This is a genomic window from Chryseobacterium sp. SSA4.19, from assembly GCF_022601875.1.
Lineage (GTDB): Bacteria > Bacteroidota > Bacteroidia > Flavobacteriales > Weeksellaceae > Chryseobacterium.
Genome location: NZ_JAKVIP010000025.1, coordinates 1 through 16765, shown reverse-complemented (window position 1 = coordinate 16765; position 16765 = coordinate 1). Strand labels below are relative to the sequence as shown.

The 16765-nt window shown below is 38.1% G+C and carries 12 protein-coding genes and 1 tRNA gene; 7 read left to right on the top strand and 6 right to left on the bottom strand.

Annotated elements, in window-relative coordinates:
* Positions 1–5: 5 nt before the first annotated feature.
* The 4 genes from MKJ01_RS15370 to ccoN form a co-directional block, all read right to left on the bottom strand.
* Positions 6–2333 carry a BamA/TamA family outer membrane protein gene (locus MKJ01_RS15370; RefSeq protein WP_241614984.1) on the bottom strand — a complete coding sequence of 776 codons (2328 nt, stop codon included), beginning with the start codon at positions 2331–2333 and terminating at the stop codon, positions 6–8.
* Positions 2333–7369: a translocation/assembly module TamB gene (locus tag MKJ01_RS15365; protein ID WP_241614983.1), complete on the bottom strand. Its 5037-nt coding sequence runs from the start codon at positions 7367–7369 to the stop codon at positions 2333–2335. Before MKJ01_RS15365 ends, MKJ01_RS15370 begins: the two co-directional genes overlap by 1 nt.
* A gap of 285 nt (positions 7370–7654) precedes the next feature.
* Positions 7655–8542 (bottom strand): cbb3-type cytochrome c oxidase N-terminal domain-containing protein, encoded by an 888-nt coding sequence (locus MKJ01_RS15360; RefSeq protein WP_241614982.1) that lies wholly within the window; start codon positions 8540–8542, stop codon positions 7655–7657.
* Positions 8543–8557: 15 nt separating this feature from the next.
* Positions 8558–10837: a cytochrome-c oxidase, cbb3-type subunit I gene (ccoN, locus tag MKJ01_RS15355; RefSeq protein WP_241614981.1), complete on the bottom strand. Its 2280-nt coding sequence runs from the start codon at positions 10835–10837 to the stop codon at positions 8558–8560.
* Between the two features lie 190 nt (positions 10838–11027).
* Here ccoN and MKJ01_RS15350 point away from each other — a divergent pair, with 190 nt between their 5' ends.
* Complete coding sequence (locus MKJ01_RS15350; protein ID WP_241614980.1) at positions 11028–11321, top strand: helix-turn-helix domain-containing protein; 294 nt, start codon at positions 11028–11030, stop codon at positions 11319–11321.
* A gap of 156 nt (positions 11322–11477) precedes the next feature.
* Here MKJ01_RS15350 and MKJ01_RS15345 read toward each other — a convergent pair.
* Positions 11478–11548, bottom strand: a tRNA-Gln gene (locus tag MKJ01_RS15345).
* A 99-nt stretch (positions 11549–11647) separates the two neighbouring features.
* Between MKJ01_RS15345 and MKJ01_RS15340 the strand changes: the two genes are divergently transcribed.
* From MKJ01_RS15340 to MKJ01_RS15325, 4 genes are all read left to right on the top strand, one after another.
* Positions 11648–12664: an AMP-binding protein gene (locus tag MKJ01_RS15340; RefSeq protein ID WP_241614979.1), complete on the top strand. Its 1017-nt coding sequence runs from the start codon at positions 11648–11650 to the stop codon at positions 12662–12664.
* A 27-nt stretch (positions 12665–12691) separates the two neighbouring features.
* Positions 12692–13084: an alternative ribosome rescue aminoacyl-tRNA hydrolase ArfB gene (gene arfB, locus MKJ01_RS15335; protein ID WP_241614978.1), complete on the top strand. Its 393-nt coding sequence runs from the start codon at positions 12692–12694 to the stop codon at positions 13082–13084.
* A 115-nt stretch (positions 13085–13199) separates the two neighbouring features.
* Positions 13200–13841 carry a hypothetical protein gene (locus MKJ01_RS15330; protein WP_241614977.1) on the top strand — a complete coding sequence of 214 codons (642 nt, stop codon included), beginning with the start codon at positions 13200–13202 and terminating at the stop codon, positions 13839–13841.
* Positions 13842–13867: 26 nt separating this feature from the next.
* Positions 13868–14839, top strand: a complete 972-nt coding sequence (locus tag MKJ01_RS15325; RefSeq protein ID WP_241614976.1) for a deoxyhypusine synthase family protein — start codon at positions 13868–13870, stop codon at positions 14837–14839.
* 224 nt (positions 14840–15063) lie between these two features.
* On the opposite strand, the gene MKJ01_RS15320 is transcribed toward MKJ01_RS15325, so the two are convergent.
* Positions 15064–15210: a hypothetical protein gene (locus tag MKJ01_RS15320; RefSeq protein ID WP_241614975.1), complete on the bottom strand. Its 147-nt coding sequence runs from the start codon at positions 15208–15210 to the stop codon at positions 15064–15066.
* A gap of 129 nt (positions 15211–15339) precedes the next feature.
* Between MKJ01_RS15320 and MKJ01_RS15315 the strand changes: the two genes are divergently transcribed.
* Together MKJ01_RS15315 and MKJ01_RS15310 are read left to right on the top strand one after the other, a co-directional pair.
* On the top strand, positions 15340–15636 hold the full coding sequence (locus tag MKJ01_RS15315; protein ID WP_241614974.1) for an MGMT family protein: 297 nt from the start codon (positions 15340–15342) through the stop codon (positions 15634–15636).
* A 244-nt stretch (positions 15637–15880) separates the two neighbouring features.
* Entirely contained in the window at positions 15881–16675 is a 795-nt protein-coding gene (locus tag MKJ01_RS15310) for an alpha/beta hydrolase (RefSeq protein WP_241614973.1), read from the top strand.
* Positions 16676–16765 lie beyond the last annotated feature (90 nt).

The window sequence follows — 16765 nt, the reverse complement described above, 5'->3', positions numbered from 1 at the left end:
AAAATTTAGAACGGATAACCGATGGCAATGTTCAGAATCAAATTATCTCTCCTCCAGTTGGAATCCCCGAAATTAATTTTATCAAAAGCCCATCGGTCACCTCTTTGATAATAAGGTACCCGAAGCGGCATCGCCAGATCAAGCCTTAAAATTAAAATAGAGAAATCAAGTCTTAGACCAACTCCGGCTCCTACGGCAATTTCGCTAAGGAATTCTTTAGAAAATTTTGCGCCCGGCCTTTCAGCATCTTCATTCACAAGCCATACGTTTCCGGCATCTGCAAAAACGGCAACATTTAAAAATTTATATAAATTAGCACGGTATTCTGCATTCAGTTCCAGTTTCACATCGCCTGACTGATCAAAATAATAACCTTCCTGAATAGTTCTCGGATCAAAACTTCCGGGACCTAAAGTTCTCGCCCTGAAAGCTCTCACACTGTTACTCCCTCCTGAAAAAAACTGTCTTGAGAAAGGAATGTGTTCAGAATTTCCGTAAGGATAAGCTACACCGGCAATAAGCCTTGTTGCTAAAGATGTCTTTTCGGTGAACTTATGGTAGAACCTGAAGTCATTTTCTATTTTGGCATATTGGCTGAACGGTACTCCGAAAATAGTTTTTTCCTTATCTTTTTTTGCATTTGCGCCTGTTACCAAACCTGTAATATTTCCTGCAAGATCTAAAGTTCCTTTATAATAGATTGTATTTTTTCTCGGAAGCATTGTAGTTGTATATGTGTAAGAATAGGTTGGTCCGAAAATTAATTGCTTCTGAACAACTCTTCTCATTGCATCACTGTTTGCTGATATTGAATCATACAAAGGAGTTACTTTTGCGGGCGCAACCAACGTAACATCAAGGATTTTTAAATCATGTTCTTTCCTCACGTTTTCTTTCCATACATATCCGAATGAACCGCTGAATGTATTTAATGTATAATATTCCGTACGGTTCTGGAATTCGTAACCCAATGTGATATTGGTTCTCGGTACAAAGGCGCTGGAAGAATTAAAACGGAAAGGCGCTACGATCCTCGGAATCGAAAGCTGTACATTGCTTCCTGCCCTGAAAATATTTTTGGCATTTTCCGGACCTCCGATCTGTACGTCAAAAGCTCCGTAAACGGAAGCTTTAAACTGCTCCGCACCTCTGAAAAAATTTCTGTGGGTCCAGTTCAGGTTAAGTTCGCTTCCTGCATAGTTGGCGGAATTCGTTCTTCCTAAGGCTTCCAGCCGAAGTGACTGAAGCTCTCTCGGTGTCAGGAGGTAATAGGCATCAAACTTATGCTGCAGAGAGTCTGAAACAACAAATTCATTTTTTACAAATTTAAAAACGCCTAAACTGATCAGTCGGTTTAAAGTAAGATTATGGTTGGTCCTGTTATATAGGTCGCCTTTTTTAAAATATAAAGCCCTGTCAAAAATTTTAGGTTTAAATTTATGCTGGGGGTCGATAACATAAATGTCCTGATAAGCATATTTCTGAATCGAATCCGTATCCATAGGAATCTTGTATTTTCCGTTTTTTACGTCCTGGATATTATAATTAGGGAAAACGACTACTTTATCAATACTAAACTGCTGGGTCGAAAGTTCCGGTGTGTTGTCTTTCAGCTTCACGTTCAGTTCAACCTTATGGTTTTTACTTATCGTACTGTCTGCCTGTACGATAATATTATCGGGATGAAAATAGTAAAACCCTTTTTCCTTTAAACTGTTGTCAATCCTCTGTCTTTCAGATTTAATTATATCAAGATCGAACGGCTTTCCCTTCTTCAAAAAAGTATTTGCAGCAGTATTTCGGATTTCTTTATTAACCAATGAAGAATCCTGTTGAAACTTAACGTCACTGATCAGATATCGGGCTCCCGGCCTTACGGTATAGATCACCTGGGCTTTTTTATTTTTGGAAACCGTATCATAAGTTGCGCTGGCATTGAAGTAACCTTTGTTTTCAGAATAGTTTTCAATAATTTCTTTATTGAACTCACGGTCTACATCACCTAAGAGAACCGGTTTTTCGCCTATTTTATATTTGAGCCAGTAATTAAAGCCTTTTTCTTTCTTAGGTTCTTTAGCAATATTGTAGAAAAATAACTTTGGTCTTAATCCTAAAAATGATGAATTCGGCTTAGGCGTAAGATTGGCTTCAAGAGCTGCTTTAAGATCCTTTTTTTCATTTTTGGAAATGGTGTCATTCTCTATATTAATCTTTGCGCCGGTGTATAGCATCTGTCCTTGCTTCAGGTATTTCGTATTGCTGCAGGAAAGGGTTGCCGAAGCCATTCCGAACGTTAATATATATCTGAAGTATGTTTTATAGTTTTTTTTCATTATTTAAATTCTACAACTTGGTTCTGCTTGTTCTTTCTGGATTCTTTCTGCTTCTTATTTTTTGACTTCTGGAAAATATCCCGGAATTTGTCATAGTCCAAAGTGATGATGAATCCAAGCCCTGTTTCTACAATCTGACCCTGAAGAGCAACCTGATATTCATTTTTACGGTAAGCCCTGAGCATGTACCTCTCATCTTTGGAAAGGCTGTAGTCCACTGTTACATCACCTGCAATATTGGTCATGCTTTCATTCTGGCGGGCTTCACCTTCCAGACCGAAATTACTTCCTACCGAAACCTTCAGGCGGTCATTAAGCAATTTTTTGCTGATATCTACATTCAGATCGGTTCTTGTATTTTGTGTTCCGGTAGAATAATCTTCCGAAGATTCCAGGTCAAAATTCAGATCGACTCCCTTGATAAGATCCGAAGCCAGGTTATTCAGCTGCTGTGATAAAATTTTACTTACACTCTGTCTGGCCATCATCTCTCCGGAAAGTCCGGCCCCGGACTGGAACGGATTTTCCCCGATGAATCTGTTAAGCAGCAGCAGGGCAAAAACCTGTTTGTTCATTTCAGACTCCTGGGTTCTCAGCTGAGACAGTTTTTGGTCTACAATATCTGTAACGGTAGAGGAAACAGCATTGTTTTTTTCAGCGGTTGTAATATCAAAAGTAATAACGGGTTTCAGCAGTTCACCATTCATCTTTAGTAAAGTATTGAAAGGAATCCTCTGTTTAAACTGATTCAGGATGCCTGAACTTTCCCCGCTGATCTGCTGCTCCACAAGATCAATTGGTGCGGCTTCGGTGGTATATACCGCTGTAATGTCGAGATTCGCAGTGGTCGGTTCCCCGGTCCACGTAATGGTGCTCCCTTTCTGAATATCGAACTTACGCTTTAAGACACTGACGGTCATTTCATAACTTCCGGACTCCACTTCGTAAACACCCACCAGAGTGGTTTTTCCTGAAGGATCAATTCCGCCGGTAAGTTCCGCTTCACCCTGGAGTTTTACGAAATCCCCGTTGGCTTTATCAATTAATAAAGAAAGTTTGGCCTCTTTGCTCAGTTCAATATTCACGCTTACATCCATTCCTTTGATATGGGTCTGGCTGTTTAAAGAATCTGCTTTAATGGTTTTATTTAAAGCCACCTGGTCCTGGTCTATAAACTCAACGATACCTTCTCTTTCCTGTAATGTAGGGGAGGATTGAGGAAGTACAAACGTAAAATCCGTATTGTCGGCAACAGCCAGTCTTCCATCCACCTTTGGTAAATCCAGGTTGCCTCTGATATGCAGTCCTGCGTCAATAGCAAGAATTCCATACATGATGGCATCATTGGATTTTTCAGAATTCACCACTTTGAAATCTTTGGCATTCACATCAAAATTAAATGCGAAATCCCTGTAGGTTTGGGTTAGGACCTGCCCGTCAATAACGAGTGAATTCCCATCTTTATCATTGATTTTGAAATCATTGAACTCAATTCCGCGGTTGGTAAAATCAATGTCATCATTCAGTTTTCTGAAATCACTTCCTGTTTTGGCAATTTCCAGTCCTACATCATTGAATTTCACTTTACCTAAAATATTAGGCTGTTTAGGAGTTCCTGTAATTTTCAGGTTTCCTGAAATATATCCTTCCGTGTTGGTAATTGCATTCATGGAGAATCCCTGCACTGATTTCATCTGTAACTGGTTAATGGTCATATTCAGGTCAAAAGTACTTGATGAGGTATTGTAATCTCCGAGAATCTTCACATCATTATTATTTCCTGACAGATTAATATCTGCTCTTAAAAGATTGGAAGATGTATTATTCACTTTTACGGCAAGGTTTCCAACCGGACTTCCATACACAATTAAATCAGAAATATTTAAATCAGAAGTAAAGGTCATCTTCTTCGTCAGATCACGCAATTGTGCTGTTCCGTTAATAGTACCTCTTGCCAGAACCGTATCCTTTTTTATCAGTTCTGTGATGGTCTCTATTTTAAAATCTTTCAGCGAAACATTAAGAGGTGCGTTGGGTGACTGGGTTTCCGACTGAAGTAAAATTTCACTGCCTGCATTCGAAAGTCTAAAGTTATCTGCAAGAATTCCCTTGTTGCTGATCTGGATTTTATTTCCTTCTCCTACAGTCCAGTTGGTATAATTTAATTTCAAGCCATCCGGATTTAATGAAATTTCCGTAATATCGTTCATTGATTTTGCATTACCGGCAATCAGGAACTGGGTTTCATCTTTTTCGTCTTTAGTGGTGATGTTATAATTGATGATGTTATTGGCAACATCTCCACCTACATTTACCCTGTTTAAAGCAAAACTGGAGCTTTTTAATGAGGCAACGCTAAGATTATACTGTAAAGCCTGGTTTTCATTAGTGACCCTGATGGCCGCATTTTCAATAGAATTCTCCCCATACAGAACCCGCGGGATTTGTCCGTCGATTTCAATCTTCTGAGAATCGGCATCATAATTTCCGACCAGATTAATGGTCTCAAAGCTTTTCAGCTCCGGCACAAATTTCCTGATCAGGTCATCATTCTTAATCTTGGCATTAAAGGTGAAAAACTGCCCGGCCTGGATCTTCTGAACTTTTGCGGGTTTCTGGAACTGATAATACTGATTAACGGTTTGAGTTAATGCTCCGAAAATCTGGGTCAGTTTATATTTTCCTCTTAGTTCTACATCCGCAATCTGAGAATTGAAAACAATATTGGTAGAATCATTCGTAGAAGAGGCTTTTAAATTCACTTCCTGGATCGGATAAATTTCTTTTGCATCAGAAAAAGCAAAGTCCTTAAGATTTAAATATCCATTTAGATGATCGGGATCCAGATTCTTAAAATCACCGTCTATTTTTCCGGCGAGGATCATCGGGTCTTTATAGAATCCTAATTTGTTCAGGTCAAGCTTGATCACCGTACCATTGACTTTTACCGTAGGATTTTTATTACTGTAAATTCCAGAAGCAGTCAACATTAGGTTGGCATTCGGATCTTTTGAATTTAAAATGATGTTGTAGGCACCACGTCTGATTTTCCCGGTCAGGTTCATGTTCTGATAACGGTATCCTTTGTACACAGCTGAAGCAACATGCCCTCTGAGGTCCGCATTGGCATTTTTAAAATCAAAACTTTCACCTTTAGCATAAATCTGCGCTGAAATTGCTCCTATATCTTTGTTCTGTATAATCTTTCCGATCTGCAGACCCTGAAGATTGGCTTTCACATCATACAGTTCACGGTTTTTTCTGCGCATATCCACCTTGGCAATAACAGCTGCATTTCCAAGAGTAGAGTAAAGGTTCAGGTTGGCATTTACTACTTTGGTCGTTCCTTTCGCAGTTCCTTTAATGCTCATATTGGAAGGCAGGGAAATATTGGAAGGAATGGTATTTTTCGGAACCAGATTAAAGATGGTTCTTGCTGATGAAGACAATTCTGCGATTTTCAAATCATAATATAAATTCTCAGGATTCATCGCATTCCTGATTCTTCCTGATGCGGCCACTCTCAATTGGTCGAGACCTGAAACTTTAAGGTTGTTGATCAGAAGGTCATTAACATTTCCTTTTACATTCGCATTCACATTGAGAATTGCATTTGGATATTTATTAAACGGAGCTGTACCTCTTAATGTCGGAACCAGATTTAAAATGTCAGAGAATCCTATTTTTGAATCTTTTATATTGGCTGATATTTTTACGGCTCCTAGATTTGAACTTAGCTGCCCAATGGAATTATAATTCAGAATGACCTCATCACGCAAAACCGTTTTCGGGGTTTGAAGATAGAGATCCTTTAAATAAGCTTCCTTTTCATTATATACAAAATCGGTATTAAATTTCTGGATATCCAGTCCTCTGGATTCCTGAATTTCTGCTGAATTTACCTGTCCCGCAAATGTATTGTTCTGCATTTTGAAACTCCTTACCTCAACATTCAGTTTGGAAAAATTGAGATGATTGAAGTCCATTCCCTGTTTTGTAGGAGTAATTGCGGTATTATTGTAAACTACTTTTACATCATTCAGAACCAGTTTGCCTAAAAGCAATGCCAGTGCTTTCTGCTGGTCTGATTTTTTTGAAACTTCAGGTTCGTTTTTGTCTTTAGGATTTGCATTCTGAGCCGGAAGATAAAGATTGGCGTTAATGTCCGCTCCTGAAAGAAAAACATTGTCAACATTATACGCATTGTTTTCCAGATCCAGCTTGTTGACTTTTGTACTTAATTCTTTAAACAGGACTTTAGCAAAAGTTTTGGTATTGTCATCTCCGTAATCAATATTGAAGTTGGTGAGTTTGATTCCTCTTAAACCAAGCTGCATCGGCTTTTTATTGTTCAGTGAATCTACTTTCTTTTCTACTTTTTTTGAAACTTCTTCTATGAGATCCTGTTTCAACTTTAAGTTTAATCCATCAAGATTGATGTCATTAACCGCATAAGAATTATTTTGGAGATCAAAAGTTTTTACTCTCGTATCAAAAGATTTAAAATAGACTTTAATATCATTTCTTGACTGCTGATCATTAAAAGTAATACCAATATCTTTCAGCCTGATTTTATCCAGAGAAATAATGAAGGGCTTGGAAGGGCTTTCTTCTTTATCACTTGTGGCAAAGGCATCAAGGATATAATCGAAATTAAATTTACCGTCAGGCTTTCTGACCACGTTGGCCCTTGCGCCTTCAAGATCTACCGAGGTGATGTCTGCTGTGGAGCTGATCAGTTTCATCATATTCAATCCGACATCCAGCTTTTTAACAGCTAAAAGGGTATCGATATCCTGACCCTTTAAATACAGGTTTTCCATAACAAGGCTGTTTGGAAACCCTATGTAAACCCTTTCCAGGCTTACTTTTGTTTTGATTTTTTTCTCCAGGTAAACAACCAGTTTGTCTTTGATAAAATTCTGAACGGCCGGAAGTCTTAAACTAAAGATAAGCAACGTAAAAAAAACCAATATGGATATAATGGTTATTACGAAACGCTTTAAGAGTTTTCTTTTGGTAAATTTCAATTTCAAGAGTGATAGGTTTAAAACAAATATAACAATACTAAATGTACTGTTATCCTGTTATGGTACCCTTTATGTATGCAAAAATCCTGCCTTGGCTGCCTATTATGGAATTTAGTTGATTAACTATTAGTGAATAAGCTGATGGAAGACAGCCAAAGCCGGGATTAAGTTTGTTTAAAAGCCCCCTTTTATCATTTTATCTTGTTGAAAAGGTTTAGCAAAAATGAAATTTAGTTTAGTTATAAAAAGGGGGCTATTTCCATGGTTTAAATATATTTGAGTTTATAATTTTTAATTATTCCCGTTTTCCCAGTGTACGGATTCTCCCTGTGGAGCCGCACCTCCCTGCTGTGGAGTAACAGGCGGGGTTTCCTGATTGATATGATAAATATAGGCTGCAATTTTTTCTGCATCTCTTCCCGTAATGGTTCCTTCCTTAATGAAAGGACGCATGGTGGGATTATTGGGCGAACCGTTTTCAAGCATCCAGAAAACATTTTTAAACAGGCTTTTTTCTTTAATATTGATCCAGTGTGTGTCTGTTAAATTTGGTCCGATTCCACCTTTTCCGTTTTCTCCATGGCAGGTTACGCAATTGGTTTTAAAAAGTTCTTTTCCTTCAGCAGCATAATCTGCATTATATTTTGCCGATTCAAGAGTAATCTGAGGTGCTGTTTTTTCAAATTCCTCAATAGAAGCAAGCATGATTTTGGTCTCGTCCGTTAATTCCGCTTCGGGATGGGCATAATCTGTGAATGCAAATGCTGCCATATATACCGCACAGAAAATAAACCCGAAGTAGAAAAGTCCGACCCACCATTTGGGGAGGGAGTTGTCGAGTTCTGTGATCCCGTCAAAGCCGTGATCAATCAGAATATCTTTTTCTTCCGTAGCCGGCTGCTTTTTGAAGGCCGAATTCCAGAGCTTTTGGAAATATGGTGTATTCTTTTCTTTGATGTATGCTGCTTTATCTTCATCCGATAAATGGGTGAAATTCTGATTTTCAATTAAATCCCCGATGGAATTCATAATGAGCAGCAGAATAACCGCAATGGCCATCAACCCCCAGAAAAACGGAGAAGAAAAGTATCCTGAACCTGGTGCGAACATTTCGAACGCCATAATGGTTAAGCCAATGGTAACAAAAATGTATACGGAGACGGGAGTTCTTGTTTTCATGTTGATTGATTTAAATTATTCAGCACTTGCAGTTTGTATCTGTGTTGTTTTAATATCTGTCCCCAGTCTTTGCAGGTAAGCAATCATGGCTACAATCTCTCTCTGTTCAAGAGGTACAAATGAGTTTCCTTTTGCTATTCTGTCTTTCTCTACCTGCTGCTTGACATCTGTAGCTTCGGCATAAATTCTTTTTACAATACCCTCTGCCTGATGGTTTGCCCACTGATTGGCAGAATCGATCTGGGATTTGGTGTATGGAACGTCGAAATAATTTTTCATCAGTTTCATCTTATCCACCATCTGCTTTTTATCCAGTTTATTGGTGATCAGCCATGGAAAACGCGGCATGATTGATCCTGCGGACGTAATTCTTGGGTTGTACATATGTTTGAAGTGCCATGAATCGGGGTTTCTTCCGCCTTCTCTGTGAAGATCCGGCCCGGTTCTTTTAGATCCCCAAAGGAATGGTCTGTCGTAAATAAATTCTCCTGCTTTGGAATACTGTCCGTTTTTTCCTTCAAACCGTACAATTTCATCACGGAACGGTCTGATCATCTGTGAGTGGCAGGCATTACATCCTTCTCTGATATAAAGATCTCTGCCTTCCAGCTCTAACGGAGAATAAGGCTTTACTGAAGTAATCGTTGGAACACTTTGTTTTAATGTTAAGGTCGGGATGATTTCTACCAGACCACCTATAGCGATGGTGATAAAAGCCAGTATGGCCATAAGTCTAGGTGTTCTTTCGATCCATAAATGTACGCCTTCACCTTCTTTTCTTCTGCTTCCTATCTGTGCTAAAGCCGGGGCTTCTGCAGGGACGTTTTTCTGGAATGAACCGGCTTTGATGGTTTTTATGACATTGACTACCATTAAAATGGCTCCTGACAGATAAAATATGCCTCCTAAAAATCTCAGCTTATAATAAGGGATAATAGCGGTTACGGTATCCAGCCAGTTTTTCCAAACCAGTGTTCCGTCCGGGTTAAACTGCTTCCACATCAATCCTTGCGTAAATCCTGAGATATACATAGGAACCGCATAGAAGATAATTCCTAAAGTTCCCAGCCAGAAATGCCAATTAGCCAGTTTTACCGAATATAATTTAGTTCTCCACATCACAGGAATCAGATAGTAAACAATACCGAAAGCCATAAAACCGTTCCAGCCCAATGCCCCGATGTGTACGTGACCAATCACCCAATCTGTGTAATGTCCAATCTTGTTTAATGATTTTGTTGCTAAAAGCGGACCTTCAAATGTGGCCATCCCATAACAGGTAACGGCTACCACGAAGAACTTCAGGATTGGGTTTTCCCTTACTTTGTCCCAGGCTCCTCTTAACGTAAGAAGTCCATTTAACATACCTCCCCAGGATGGAGCAATCAGCATGATGGAGAAACCTGTTCCCACCGCCTGAGCCCACGCAGGCAAGGAAGTGTACTGGAGGTGGTGAGGACCAGCCCAAAGGTAAACGAAGATGAGTGACCAGAAGTGAATAATTGAAAGTTTATAAGAAAAAACAGGTCGGTCTGCGGCTTTTGGTAAGAAATAATACATCAAACCTAAAACCGGAGTTGTCAGTACGAAAGCTACCGCATTGTGACCGTACCACCATTGAACCAGAGCATCTTTTGTTCCGGCGTAAATCGAATAGGATTTCCAGCTGGTAAATGATAATGGAACTTCAAGGTTGTTGAAAATATGAAGCATGGCAACCGCAATCCAGGTTCCGATATAGAACCAGATGGCTACATATAAATGCCGTACTCTTCTCTTGGCAATGGTCCCGAACATATTGATCCCGAAAATGACCCATGAAATCGTAATTAAAATATCAATCGGCCATTCGTGTTCCGCATATTCTTTTGAGGTATTGATTCCCATTAAGAATGTAATCACGACACTGATAATCATGATCTGCCAGGTCCAGAAATGGATCCATGATAAAGTATCACTGTACATTCTGGTTTTCAGTAACCGCTGCATGCTGTAATAGGCTCCGCAGAAAAATGAATTACAGACAAACGCAAAAATTACGGCGCTGGTATGCAGCATCCTGATTCTTCCGAAGCCTAATGCTCCCTGGGTATTAATCAGTCCCTGGATATTTCCTGAAGCAAGGCTTTTGATGGTGGTGTCATCTGTTCCGAACAGAAATTCCGGGAGTTCAGGGTAGAAAAGCATCAGGGCGGCCGTAAGTCCGAGTAGGAAGCCTACCAGGCCAAATGCGATCGTAGCATAGAGAAATGCCTTGACAATGCTGTTGTCATAAGTAAATTGTTGCGTCTCCATAATTCCAATGTATTGTACTGAAGTGATATCTATTCTGAAGGCAAAAGCTTTTATATGAATGATCAGCCTAAAACTCCGTTAAATAAATATCATGTAGTGTGGTAATGTTTTGACAAAGGTATTCACTAACTTTGTGGAAGTCTAATAGGTATACTTCTAAAATATACTGAAAACTACTAAAAGAAAAGTGATGAAAATTTGCGGTCAAAATATCAGAAAAATCAGGAGAAATAAGGACTTTACTCAGGAATATATGGCTTTTGAAATGGGAATTTCACAGAAGGCTTATTCAGATATTGAAAACTCCAAAGTAAAGATCAATCTCGATATCCTTACTAAAATATCTGCTATCCTTGAGATCAAACCTTCCGATATCTGCAGCATCTCCCACAAATGCGGAAATGATTTTGAAGATAAGTATCATGATCTTGTAGAATATATGAAGCAGAAGGGCATCGAAGTACCTGATAAGTTTTTATTATGAAGAAGATAGATATGTCATATATTATTTTCAATTATTGAATAATTGAATTGAGTTTTAAAATTAAGTCAACTTAAGAAGATACTTGGAACCTGAACTCTCTGACATAAGTAGCTTAGTAATCTGCATAAAAAAACCATCCAAAAAGGATGGTTTCCGTAGACTCACAGGGATTCGAACCCCAGATGACTGAACCAAAATCAGTAGTGTTACCGCTACACCATGAGTCTGTGTTTGTTTTAGTGGTGCAAATTTACAGCTTTTTTCATTATTTGCAAGAAGTTTTTAAATTTTTTTTAAATTTACTATACTTTTTATTTACGATTATAATGCTGGTAGACTTTAAAAATCTCAATGATAACCCTTTACCGTTTAAAACCGAATTTGAAATAAAAATCAAAATTTTTTTGGAAGAATGGTTTTCTGATAATGATACAGTAAAAGTACAGACCTCGGGCTCTACAGGGATTCCGAAAATTTTTGATATTGAAAAAAGCAAAATGATCAGCTCAGCAGAGATGACCTGTAACTTTCTAGGTTTGAAAGAAGGAAATACGGCTCTTATTTGTCTTCCGGTGGAATACATTTCGGGAAAAATGATGATAGTACGGTCTATAGTCCGAAAACTAAAATTAATGATTGTTGATCCCTCTGTAAAACCTCTGCGAGAACTGAACGGAAAAATAAACTTCTGTGCCATGACACCGCTTCAGGTAGAAAATTCAATGGATAAACTGTTTTTGATTAAAAATCTGATTATTGGAGGAGCGGCCGTATCCGAGTCTTTAAGAAAAGCAATTTTTAATAATGATCTTCCTGACAGTAACTTGATTTTTGAAACGTATGGAATGTCTGAAACACTTTCGCATATTGCCTTAAAACAGGTTTTTCCCGAACCGGAAGATTATTTTACGGTATTTAATGAAGTGAAAATTTCTAAAGATGACCGGGGATGCCTTGCCATTTTTGCTCCGGCTTTGAATGATGAGGTTTTACAAACGAATGATTTAGTTGAAATAAGGAGTGGAAATCAGTTCAGGTTTTTAGGAAGAATCGATCATGTGATTAATTCCGGAGGAGCTAAGATCTTTCCGGAACAACTGGAAGCTTTGGTTAAAAAAAGAATTTCTAATGAAGTTGTTTTTTTAGGCATGGAAGATGATACGCTTGGGCAAAAGCTTGTACTTGTTATCGAAGGAGCAAAATCTCAGGAGATCATTAAAAAGATTTGGGAAATACCGTTTGAAAAAAAATTTCATAAGCCGAAAGAGATTATTTTCGTGGAAAAAATACCAAGAACGCCTAACGGAAAAATAAGCAGAATCGAATTGAAAAAAATATTGTAACCCTTACCTTATTAACAGCTCAAGAGCATGAAAGATTTTTCAAAAGAACTTGGTTTTAAAACGTCCCGAAGCAGCGGGGCAGGAGGCCAGAATGTAAACAAGGTGGAAACCTCCGTGACCGTACTTTGGAATGTTGCTGAATCTGAATTTTTTAATGAGAATCAAAAAGAGTTAATCCATAATAAATTAAAAAACAGAATCAATACGGAAGGGTTCCTGTTTTTAAATGTTTCTGAGAGCCGGACACAGCTGGCCAATAAAAATAAAGCCATTGAGAAAATTCTTGAACTTGTAGATCAGGCGCTTGTTATTCCTAAAAAACGTCTCGCAACAAAGCCTTCTAAAGGACAGAAACAGAAAAGGCTTGACACCAAAAAGAAATTATCTGATAAAAAAGAAAACAGAAAATTCAGGTATTAATGGTATTTTCATTCTGAACATTAAATTTGATGCCACTGCAATCGTGTGTTAAATTGTTTCTTTTCTGAGCATAATTCAGATTATTCATATATTTTTGCGCGAAAATAGTAAACTAATGATCAAGAAACTTGTTGTAGCCGCATTCATTTCTATATCGGCTTTTTCAACCGCTCAAAAATTCTCAATTATTCCATCCGTAGGGTATGCATGGAGAACTACAAAAACAATTTCAGGACTTTCCAGAGAGGAAGAAGAATATGTAAAAGGACTTAAAAGCGGAATGAATTTCGATATTTCGGCTTATTACGAGGTGAGCAATATCGTCTCGGTCGGGCTAAAATATTCCAATTACAGTGCATCCAGCGACGGATATATTCTGGGTTATGTGAACAATATGCCGGTATCAGTTCCGGTAACGACAAAAGACCAGATCAATTTTTACGGACCGGCCCTTATGATTTCCAACTTCAGTGGGGAAACAAGGCATAAAATGTTCATTGATATGGGATTGGGTGTTATTTCTTATTCCACTAAAACCGCAAATGTAAAGGGAACAGGCTCTAATTTGGGAGCTGAGCTTAATTTTGCCTATCAATATCAAATCACGAAAAATATTTTAATCGGTCCGAAACTCGGACTTACGGCAGGAACACTTACCAAAATGAAAATCAACGGGGTTACCTACGACTTTGATGATGATCAAAAAGAAGGTTTACACAGAGTTTCTTTAAGCGCGGCGGCCACATTCCGTTTTTAAGTTTTATCTTTGCAAAAATTATCATAATGAACAAACCGATTACAGAATTCATAGAAAAATATTACCTGCACTTCAATGCAGCCGCTTTGGTGGATGCATCCAAAGGATATGTTGCGCATCTTAAAGAAGGCGGAAAAATGATGATCACTCTGGCAGGAGCTATGTCTACGGCAGAGTTGGGAAAAATCCTTGCAGAAATGATCCGTCAGGATAAAGTGGATTTTATTTCCTGTACAGGAGCGAACCTTGAAGAGGATTTGATGAATCTGGTAGCTCATTCTCATTACGAAAGAGTTCCTCATTACAGGGATTTAACCGCACAGGATGAATGGGATCTTCTTGAAAGAGGCTTGAACAGGGTTACGGATACCTGTATTCCGGAAGAAGAAGCTTTCAGGAGATTACAAAAACATATTGTTGAAATCTGGAAAGATGCTGAAGCAAAAGGTGAAAGGTATTTTCCGCATGAATTTATGTATAAAATGATACTTTCAGGGGTTTTAGAGCAATATTATGAAATTCCAAGAGAGAATTCATGGATGATTGCAGCAGCAGAGAAAAATCTTCCGATTGTAGTTCCGGGTTGGGAAGATTCTACCATGGGAAATATTTTTGCATCATATTGCATTAAAGGTGAACTGAAGGCTACCACGATGAAGTCTGGTATTGAATATATGACGTATCTGGCAGACTGGTATACCAAAAATTCGGCAGGAAAAGGAGTAGGATTCTTTCAGATTGGTGGAGGTATTGCAGGGGATTTCCCGATTTGCGTGGTTCCGATGCTGTATCAGGATATGGAAATGCATGACATTCCGTTCTGGTCATATTTCTGTCAGATTTCAGATTCTACGACTTCTTACGGTTCTTATTCCGGAGCGGTTCCGAATGAAAAAATTACCTGGGGAAAACTGGATATCACTACACCGAAATTTATCGTTGAAAGTGATGCAACCATCTGTGCCCCATTGATGTTCTCTTATATTCTGGAGAACTAATACGCTGAAGCATTAAATAAAATTTATATAAGCGTCCGGTCTTCGGGCGCTTTTTATTTGTAGGATAGGTTTTTCTTTTTGGGCGTATCCTTCAATCGTTCATTCCGCTGTGCTTCATTCACTCATTCAGGCCGGGCTTTTCCAGGCTCCACTTCGTTCCGGTCTCATTGCCGGAGCAATAAGACCGCTCGCTGCGCTCGCGCCTTTCATATCCCTTACGCAGATCAATCCATAGAATTAACCAGTACGAAATACCGGTAGGCTAAAATACCTTTCTGTAGCTTGGTCAGTTGAGTAGGGTCTTTATCGCTTAATTTTGGCAATACCATTTTATTGATCTTATTTAAAAATCTGAACACTGATTTTTTCATAACTTTAGACTTTAGTAGAATTGTTAAATATCATCAAAAACAATGCAAAGCATATTGTGAGGCTTAAAATCCAACGGCTTATGGGCAAACAAACAACATATTCTTGCTAAACTTTAATGAAAAATAAAAATGAACGAAATATTCAAGCAGCAGGTCTGGGAAATCACTAAGCTGGTTCCGGAAGGAAGGGTTACAAGCTATGGGGCCATTGCAAAGGCGGTCGGGTATCCCAATCACTCACGCCATGTAGGAAAAGCGATGGGCGGATGTCCGGAAGATGTCCCCGCGCACCGTGTGATATCAAGTTCCGGAACGTTATCTGTACCCGGTTTTCAGAAAAGATTGGAAGCAGAAGGGATTGAGGTAGAGAATTTTAGAATTAAAAATTTCAAAAAATTATTTTGGAATCCTTTGGAAGAATTATAAGTAATTTAATGATAAAAAATAATATTTCTAAATTTCCTAAGCGTATTTTTTTTTGTCAATGGTTGATTGCTGGGAAAAATCAAATGATATATATAAACCTTTTGAATTCTAATTTTGCCTAATATAGCAACTTTAATTACAAAAAATGGGATTTTTACGGTTCAGTAAGGAAAAATTACAAATCGGTATCATTTGTTGGTGAGTTATGATGGCAGCGTTTACATTTGCAGTATAAAAATAATCTATGAAAACTAAACTTTTATTCTCTGCACTTTTCTTATTGACCATCTTTTTTTCTAAAGCACAAATGGATGACAAATTTTACCAGCCTGATAAAGTAATGAAGCCTTTGGAATTTTCAAACCCATCATTTATTTCGCTTCCTGTAGAAAATGATACGATTACTGCACTATTTTTAAAACCTCAGATTAATACTAAAAAGAAAACCGTTTTCTTTTTTCATGGTGCCAACGGAAATGTTTCCACCTATCAATATATCACCAAGCCATTGGTAGATGACGGTTTCCAAGTAGTGATGATCGATTTCAGAGGATATGGGAAATCGACAGGAACGCCAACCCATCTTAATGTAGCAGCTGACGGACAAAAGATGTTTGAATTTTTACTAAATAAACCTGAAATTAGAAACACTAAGATTTATATTTACGGAGCTTCGTTAGGTTCTCAAATTGCGGTACATCTGACAAGAGAAAACAAAGATAAAATTTCGGGATTAATTATTGATGGCGGAATGTCTTCATTTGCAGATATTGCTTCCGTTCATGCTCCTCAGTACAAAGCTTTTATTAACCAAATGTTACAAAATGTATATGCTGCCAAAGAAGATGTGAAATATACGGAAGGTCTTCCAAAATTATTTATCTACAGTCAGAATGATACAACAATTCCTTTTTCGCAAGGGCAGGAAATGTTTAAAAATGCTTCAGAGCCAAAACAACTTCTTGAAAATAAAGCAGAACACATTCAAGGGTTGAAAGATGAGCCTGAAGAAATTCTAAAGGCAATTAATAATTTGTAAGATTAGCTGTTTAAAGGTAGTGTCTCACTAACTGTGTAAGTTAAAAAGTTATTCTGGAAAATTTTGAGCCCTTACAGCTCAAAAAATTTT